This is a genomic window from Candidatus Cloacimonas sp. (genome assembly GCA_039680785.1).
In the GTDB taxonomy this organism is placed as follows: domain Bacteria; phylum Cloacimonadota; class Cloacimonadia; order Cloacimonadales; family Cloacimonadaceae; genus Cloacimonas.
Window position 1 is genome coordinate 1 of the sequence record JBDKSF010000104.1, and the last position, 8,016, is coordinate 8,016.

The 8,016-nt window shown below is 38.5% G+C and carries 6 protein-coding genes; all 6 read right to left on the minus strand.

Annotation, left to right across the window (positions count from 1 at the left end; translation table 11 throughout):
• Positions 1 to 1,578, minus strand: a 1,578-nt coding sequence (locus tag ABFC98_07635) for a Clp protease N-terminal domain-containing protein (GenBank protein MEN6445897.1), incomplete at its 3' end; no start/stop codon positions are given.
• 159 nt (positions 1,579 to 1,737) lie between these two features.
• Entirely contained in the window at positions 1,738 to 2,331 is a 594-nt protein-coding gene (locus tag ABFC98_07640) for an RloB family protein (protein MEN6445898.1), read from the minus strand.
• Complete coding sequence (locus tag ABFC98_07645) at positions 2,328 to 3,635, minus strand: ATP-binding protein (GenBank protein ID MEN6445899.1); 1,308 nt, start codon at positions 3,633 to 3,635, stop codon at positions 2,328 to 2,330. Before ABFC98_07645 ends, ABFC98_07640 begins: the two co-directional genes overlap by 4 nt.
• A gap of 162 nt (positions 3,636 to 3,797) precedes the next feature.
• On the minus strand, positions 3,798 to 4,406 hold the full coding sequence (gene wrbA / locus ABFC98_07650) for an NAD(P)H:quinone oxidoreductase (GenBank protein ID MEN6445900.1): 609 nt from the start codon (positions 4,404 to 4,406) through the stop codon (positions 3,798 to 3,800).
• 659 nt (positions 4,407 to 5,065) lie between these two features.
• Entirely contained in the window at positions 5,066 to 6,091 is a 1,026-nt protein-coding gene (locus ABFC98_07655; GenBank protein ID MEN6445901.1) for a low specificity L-threonine aldolase, read from the minus strand.
• Complete coding sequence (locus tag ABFC98_07660; protein ID MEN6445902.1) at positions 6,088 to 7,293, minus strand: ribonuclease H-like domain-containing protein; 1,206 nt, start codon at positions 7,291 to 7,293, stop codon at positions 6,088 to 6,090. The genes ABFC98_07655 and ABFC98_07660 overlap by 4 nt, the downstream gene beginning before the upstream one ends.
• Between the last annotated feature and the right edge of the window lie 723 nt (positions 7,294 to 8,016).

Genomic DNA, 8,016 nt, shown 5'->3' on the forward strand with positions numbered 1-8,016 from the left:
GCGGTCTTTTTTACTAAGCGTTTCGTCCTGCAAAAGTTTTTGCAGATCTTTTTCTTTGGCGGCGATAGTTCCGTAACGAAGCTGGGCGGTTTTTTCATAATTTCCTTCCCGTTCAGCTTTTTCTGCCTCACCTTTAAGGGTATCAATTTCGGTTTTTAGGGCGCGAATTTGGTCTAATATCTGTTTTTCTCTTTCCCAACGCAGGCGCAAAGCTCTATTTTCTTCGTTGAGTTGAGCAATTTCTTCTTTTATTTTTTCCAGCCGTTCTTGTGATAAGGGGTCATTTTCTTTTGCCAAAGAGAGGCGTTCAATTTCCAGTTGACGAAGCCGTCTTTCCGATTCATCCAGTTCTACGGGCAAGGAATCAATTTCCATTCGTAACAAAGCACAGGCCTCATCAATGAGGTCAATTGCCTTATCCGGTAAAAAACGATCGGCTATATAACGCTCCGAAAGCTGAGCTGCAGCCACTAAGGCATTGTCACTAATTTGCACTCCATGATGAACTTCATATTTATCGCGAATGCCTCTTAAAATGGAAATCGTGTCTTCCACCGTGGGCTCCGTAACTAAGACGGGCTGAAAACGCCTTTCCAAAGCGGGATCTTTCTCTATATACTTTCTATATTCCGTTAAGGTCGTGGCTCCAATGCAATGCAAATTTCCCCTTGCCAAAGCTGGTTTTAACATATTGGATGCATCTACGGAACCTTCTGCCGCGCCGGCACCTACAACTGTATGCAATTCATCAATAAAAAGAATAATGCGTCCTTCCGATTTTTCCACTTCCGAAAGCACGGCTTTCAAACGCTCTTCAAATTCGCCTCGGAATTTTGCCCCAGCCACGATGGCAGCCATATCAAGTTCCAAAAGCTCTTTATCCATCAGGTTTTCAGGCACATCGCGAGCTACAATTCTGCGGGCTAAACCTTCTACAATGGCGGTTTTCCCAACTCCCGGTTCGCCAATGAGGACAGGATTATTTTTTCTTCTGCGAGTTAAAATTTGTATGCAACGCCGAATTTCATCATCGCGACCAATGACCGGATCCAGCTTTTCCATTCTGGCTAAACGAGTTAAATTACGCGCATATTTTTCCAATGCCTGATATTTTGCCTCCGGATTTTCATCGGTTACGCGTTGATTGCCTCGCAGTTCTTTAAGCGCCAAAAGCAGTTTATCGGCTTGTAACCCTTCACTTTTTAGGATATTGGCTGCTTCTTTTCCTTTAACTAAAAGAGCTAAAAGAAGATGCTCAGTAGAAATGTAATCATCCTGAAACTGGTCTGCTTCCTTCTCTGCTTGATGTAAAATGTCCAAGACCTCTTGCGAAAGATACTGTTGTGAACTTCCACTGATCTTGGGAAGCTGGTTTAAGGCATTTTCCACTTTGCTTTTCACTTTGGGAACCGAGACCTCCAGCTTCTGTAAAGCAGGTAAAATAAGCCCTTCTTCCTGACTCAACATCGCCTGTAATAAATGCAGGTCTTTAATTTCCTGATGACCATAACCGGATGCTAAATCCTGCATATCAGCGAGCAATTCTTGTGACTTTATCGTAAATCTTTGTGTATTCATATATACCTCCAACTGAAAGAAAGTATAATCGATATTTATCTGATGTCAAGAAGAAATTTTAGCAGTCCCTTCTTTCGACTGCTAATTATTTAACAAGAGGCCAGTCCTGCACGAATTTAACAAATTACCAAGAGATCAGAATAAATAATAAATAGGCAATCATTTATATTCCTGTAGTATTTTCATTAGTGAATACACTCTGGAACCAATCTGCTCTAATAATCTTTGCTGCGGTTTTGGATCCAGTTTTTCAGCTGTTTCCACAGCGGAATCGGTTCTGGGAAAGTAATCAATTTCATTATTGCCGGTAATAAGATAACTATGAATTTGTGTATTTATCTCTGTTTTTGTCATTAGCAGATTAACATTATTTAAAATTGTATTAGCATCCTGAAAGTGCATCAAAAGCCATATCTCAAAACAAGGATTGGACAAAGCAACTAAATATCTTCTTTGATGGGCATCATCAACAGCTTCCTTTAAGTTTTTACCCCATCTATCGGTATCTATAACCATACAATAAATATCATTTTTTGTCTTAACGGGGTTACTTTTCTTATAATAATCCATTGCCTCAATAACAGATTTTGGACTGGAAGCTGTGGTTTCTCTGCCTATTACTTTTACTTGTGCCTGCGATATTTTGTAATATTGAATAAATTCCCGGAAATATTTTGGTTCCGTTTTGCTACCTTCCGTAAAAATATATATGCGCCTGGGGATTTTTTTCTGAGATTTACGGGCATAACTCATTCTTCATCCTCATCAATTATAATTGGAACTGCTCCGTATAACCCTGCTAAGTATGCTTTTTGCAATGCCTTATCATTTCTTATCTTTTCAAAATCGTGAAGTGAATATAATGTGGATTCCATTTGATAATTCTTTCTTATGAACCAGATTAAATCCCTGCGCAGTAATTTAACATCCAATAAAGTTGCATCATGGGTAGTTACTATGAACTGACCCTGATGTTGCTTATTTGCAGTAAATAGAGCTTTAACAAATGCTCTGGATACTAAAGGATGTAAACTGCGATCAAGTTCATCCACTAAAACAATGGCATCCTCTTGTAATAATTGCAACACAGGAATCAGATCAAATATACGATTCGTTCCATCGGATTCTTCATTAATTTTAAATTCCACTTTGGATTCCGTTGCCGGTATTTTATGAGAAATAAGGATTCTATATGCTTCTTGCATACCATTTTTAAAGTTCATTGAATAGCGTTCATCAGTTTTTAAAGTTATGTTCCCAAGTAAATCCATTCGCAAACTGTCTCTTATGGCACTCGGCAATTTATTTAAAACTTCATCTGCATCAATTTGCTCGATATTAATATCATCAATTCCCAAATCACATAACTTCATTAACTTCCGATACTCCTGCAAGAGAAAATCATTGTTTATCAAAACATTAAAGGATTGTAATCTTGACTGAGGGTAAATTATCACTATTTTCTTAAACCACTCAAACACATCACGAAATTGTTCTATATTTCTATTTATTGTCTCCGTAAGAAATAACTTGTTTTCCGGCGTTCCCTTAAGCACAAAATTGAAATATTCATCTTCTTGCAGAGCTTTGTAATTATCCCCATAGCTGATTTTGTTCTTTTGAAGTTTATCATAAGTTCGTTCATATATCTTATGTTCTCCGGTTGAATTAATCTTCCACAGCCATTCGCGAAAAATTGTCCCTTCCAAAATTTCAAAGCCATAGCGATATATGTTGCGCTCAATCAGCATCTCAAATTCCAAGAAAATCGGTTTTTGAGGGCAATCCGGACATAACTTAAAATATATGGTTCGGTTTTTTAAGGGATTTGGTTCCCCTAAAACAATGGATTTGGCATAATGAAATGCTTTAATCAGATTGGACTTACCACCCGCATTGGGACCAAAGATAAAAGCTGCTTTCAATATATTGGGAATAAAGCTGCTTTCTGAAATCCAGAGTTGTTCTTTTAAATTGCGATCTTTGGAAGCAAAGAATTCCAAAGATGTTTTCTCGTTGAAAGATAGACAATTTTCCACAGAAAATCTGATGATCATAGCCACCTCTTATATTCACTTAGGGAGAATTTTTCTCATTAAATGCATAATTTCCTATCTCGTTTCCGCGTCAAGAGTTTTCTCTGCACTTCTAAACTTTTCTAAATAAAATAGAGACCTCCACTTTAAGTATATATTATATGCGCAGTTAGGGTATGTATTTTATTTATTCATTTTAGCAACCAGAGAAGCAATATACCAACCCTGATATCTGGCACCTTCCAATTCGTTTTCGGAAGGCATTCTATCACCCTCACCCGCGATTGTGGATGCTCCGTAAGGTGTTCCTCCCGAAATTTCAGTCATAGTTTGCTGTCCAGCAAAGGTATAAGGAAGCCCGCTAACTAACATTCCGTGATGAATTAAAATCGGATAAAAACTTAAAATGGTTGATTCCTGCCCACCATGCTGAGTTCCGGTGGAAGTAAAAACGCTACCAATTTTACCAATTAAAGCACCTTTTGCCCATAGCGAACCGGTTCCATCCAAAAATGCTTTCATCTGAGAAGGCAAACTGCCAAACCGAGTTGGAAAACCGAAAATAATGGCATCGGCTTTGGTTAAATCGTCAATCTGAGCTATCGGGATATGATTAAAAGCTTTTTTGGCTTCCGTCACTCCGATTTTATCTAAAATATCTTTACTAAGGGTTTCTGGAACTTGTTTGAGTTCCACTTCCATTCCTTCAACTTTTCTGGCACCTTCGGCAACCGCTTCCGCCATTCTGTAAATGTGTCCGTAGGCGGAATAAAAAAGAACTAATACTTTCATTTTGCTAAACTCCTTCTTATTTTGCTTTGCTAATAGTATAATCCGAAATTTTCGTCTGACAAGTTATAGTTTTGAATTGCGTGAATTTGAGAAACAAGGATTTCAGGATAAGTTCACGCAGATTACGCTGATTTCGCAGATATAATTTTCGAAACAAGGATTTTAAAGGTTAATCTTTAAATCTTTGCTTCCAAAGCTAAATCTGCGTAATCATCAAGGAAGAACGGCAGGATGTCGTTCCCCTGACAACCGAGTTATCAAGTTTCCGCTTTATTCTATGATAGCTTGATAGCTTGTTTGTTGTGGTTGACCAGGAGGTCAACACTCCTTTATTTTTGCCGGGTTAAAAACCCGTAGCTCAAATCTGTCGTCCCGATGGGACTTTTCTGACATCCTGACATTTATGCGCCGGGTTAAAAACCCGTCGTTAGTATGTATCGTTCCTGACGGAACTAAAAAATGTCTCACCATAAAAATGACTCTTGCTCTACAATAGCTCTGGGTTTACTGTGCCCCGTGTTTTACAAGAACTTTAGATTTACTATGACTTTATTATACAATAGCTCTGGGTTTACTGTGCCTTGTGTTTTTACAAGAACTTTGGATTTACTGTGCCCCGTGTTTTAAATGACAACTTACTCACATAGAAGCTATTAGATTTACAGTAGCGTTTTGAGGTCAGCAATAAATTCCTCAATATGTTCTTCCTTGGTATTAAAACTGCACATTAGCCGGACTTCGTTCGTCGCTTCATTCCAAGTATAAAAATGGTATTTTTGCTGCAGGGGTTCAATAATATGTTTGGGCAAGATAACAAATAGGGAATTTACTTCCACTGCCTGAGTTACGGTAACTCCATTAATTTCCTGTAGGCGTTCTGCCAATAACTTTGCCATTTTATTGGCACAGAAAGCATTTTGCAGATATAAATCAGCTTGCAAATATGCTTCAAACTGAGCAGAAATAAAACGCATTTTACTTAAGAGTTGGCTTGCTTGTTTCCTGTAAAAACGCATATCGGAAGTTATTTCTGGATGAAAACTGATAATTGCCTCGCCGCAAAGTAAACCATTTTTAGTGCCTCCGAAGCTGACAATATCGGCAGAAATATCTTTTGTCATTGCTTTCAGAGAACAGTTTAACGCTGAAGCCGCATTTGCCAAACGCGCACCATCGATATGCAAAAACATATTATTTTGATGGGCAAAATCAGCAAGCGCTTTCAGTTCCTGCAATGAATACAAAGTCCCATATTCCGTGCTTTGGGAGATGGAAATAACTTTTGCCTGAGAATGATGTTGATCCCGATTACCCAAAAGCAAGGGAGCAATCAATTCAGGGGTTAATTTCCCATCGGGAGTTTCAATTGGCTGTAAACGGCTTTGCGTAAATTTTTGCACTGCCCCACATTCATCCGTATTGATATGAGCACTTTTAGCACAAACAATGGCATTGTAGGATTGTATAACTGACTGCAAACAAAGTATATTAGCTCCAGTTCCAGTAATTACAAACCAGGCATCACAATTTCCCCCAAAAAGTTGTTTGATTTGGTCTAAGACCTTGATAGTTAAAGGATCATCTCCATAGGCAGGACAGAAGCCAGCATTTACCTTTTGGATTGCTTCCAAAACTTGGGGATGAATTCCACTATGATTATCGGAGCCAAAACTTATCGAATTCATTTATCTTTTACCTCATTTTTCTTATTCAGCTTCAGTTTAAGCCGTTCAATGCGTTTTTCCGTTTCCGCCACTTTACGATAATTTACAAGCGGACGGCTAATTAAATACGCATTTAGTTTTTCTGCGGTTGCCAGTGCTTCCGCATAGCGTTTATATTTATTTTCCAATATGATACAGGACTCTTGCAGAGAAATGGGACAATTTAAAGAGCCCGCCATCTTAAAACAATCGTAGGCAGAATCGTAGTCCTTTTCCTTTTTATAGATAAAACCCAGGTCTCGTAAAATATCTTTATCCATTATGCCATCGGCAAGCAAATCCAGCAGGATATTTTTGGCAATATCTATTCTCTTTTGGCTTTGATACAGCATTGCCAAAGAATGATAATCTATTCTACCATCTCTCCCATTTGCAAGAGGATAGGAAATACTATTACAAATTAAAGTAAACAGAGCTGCCGTGTGTAAAATATCAGTATGATTGTGCAAAAATACTCTCCGGATAAGTTCCGGATCACCATTCATTAGATAATGAAAATAGGTCTGCGGAATTTCCCCGCTTGCAATATCCAGTTCTTTATCTCTGATCTGACCCAGAATATAGAATTCCAAGGTCTCCAAAGCACAGGAGGGCAATTTATTTTTCCAAAGTCGCCGGGCAATATGCAATAAATCCAAATGCTCCATTGCGCGTAGATTTAGCCATATTTGATGATATAAAAGCCGCGCTTCCAAAACCGGCACATCAAAGGTCTTGCCATTGAAAGTAATCAGCAGCGATTTTTTCTTGATCAGTTCTATAAGACGATCAAAAGAATTTACTTCCGCCTCCGGATCAGGCAAAAAAATCTGCTCCACAATAAACTGTTCTTGTTCATAATAGCCCAGACCAATCATAAAAGCAAAAATCCCATTGCTGCGTAAACCGGTAGTTTCCAAATCCAAAACGAGGATATCTTCTTTACTTCTGGCTATGTTTGGATCCAAATTTGCCCAGGTTAGTAAAACTTCTGGCAAAAATTCAGGATAAAGAGACAAGCCATCAATCTCAGTTTGCAGGGGATAGCTTTTTTGGGTATAGAAATAAGGGTCTTCACTATGAGCGGAAAATTCCCCCTCAATAGAGTGTTTTAATGTTTCTTTTAGCAGTTCTTTCAGTTCGGAAGAGTAAAAATCCCGGTCTTCATTCATATCCTGAGCCATTAACCTAACCTATAAGTTTCGATACTAATATATTCCATTTTCTGATTGCCTTTGGTTTTTGTCAAGTATCACGCAGAGATTATTAGGAGATTGACAACTTTATAGAAACGAGGAATATATGATGTCAGGATTTTTTGGGGAGGAAAGGGTTTTCCGCCTTTTGATATCAAGGAAGAATGAAGTCCCCGTCGTTCCCCTGACAACCGAGTTATTAAGTTTCCGCTTTATTCTATAACAGCTTGATATTTTGTTTGTTGTGGTTGACGAGGAAATCAACCCTCCTGTATTTTCGCAACGGGTTAAAACCCGTCGCTTAAATCTGTCGTCCCGCTGGGACTTTTTCCCAAAGATATTCTTATCGCCGGGTTAAAAACCCGTCGTTAGTATGTATCGTTCCTGACGGAACTTTTAAATTTGAAATCCTCTTAATCCTTAAATCCTTAAATCCTTGTTTCTTCGGTTTAATCTGTAAGAGAATATTCAAAGGAAGAACGAAGTCCCCGTCGTTCCCCTGACAACCGAGTTATTAAGTTTCCGTTTTATTCTATAACAGCTTGATAGTTTGTTTGTTGTGGTTGACGAGGAAATTAACCCTCCTGTATTTTTGCAACGGGTTAAAACCCGTTGCTTAAATCTGTCGTCCCGCTGGGACTTTTTCCCAAAGATATTCTTATCGCCGGGTTAAAAACCCGTCGTTAGTATGTATCGTTCCTGACGGAACTT

Bases quoted from the DNA above. Each gene is read 5' to 3' on its own strand.
- ABFC98_07640 (MEN6445898.1), bottom strand. From the start codon at position 2,331: ATGAGTTATGCCCGTAAATCTCAGAAAAAAATCCCCAGGCGCATATAT.
- ABFC98_07645 (MEN6445899.1), bottom strand. From the start codon at position 3,635: ATGATCATCAGATTTTCTGTGGAAAATTGTCTATCTTTCAACGAGAAA.
- wrbA (MEN6445900.1), bottom strand. From the start codon at position 4,406: ATGAAAGTATTAGTTCTTTTTTATTCCGCCTACGGACACATTTACAGA.
- ABFC98_07655 (MEN6445901.1), bottom strand. From the start codon at position 6,091: ATGAATTCGATAAGTTTTGGCTCCGATAATCATAGTGGAATTCATCCC.
- ABFC98_07660 (MEN6445902.1), bottom strand. From the start codon at position 7,293: ATGGCTCAGGATATGAATGAAGACCGGGATTTTTACTCTTCCGAACTG.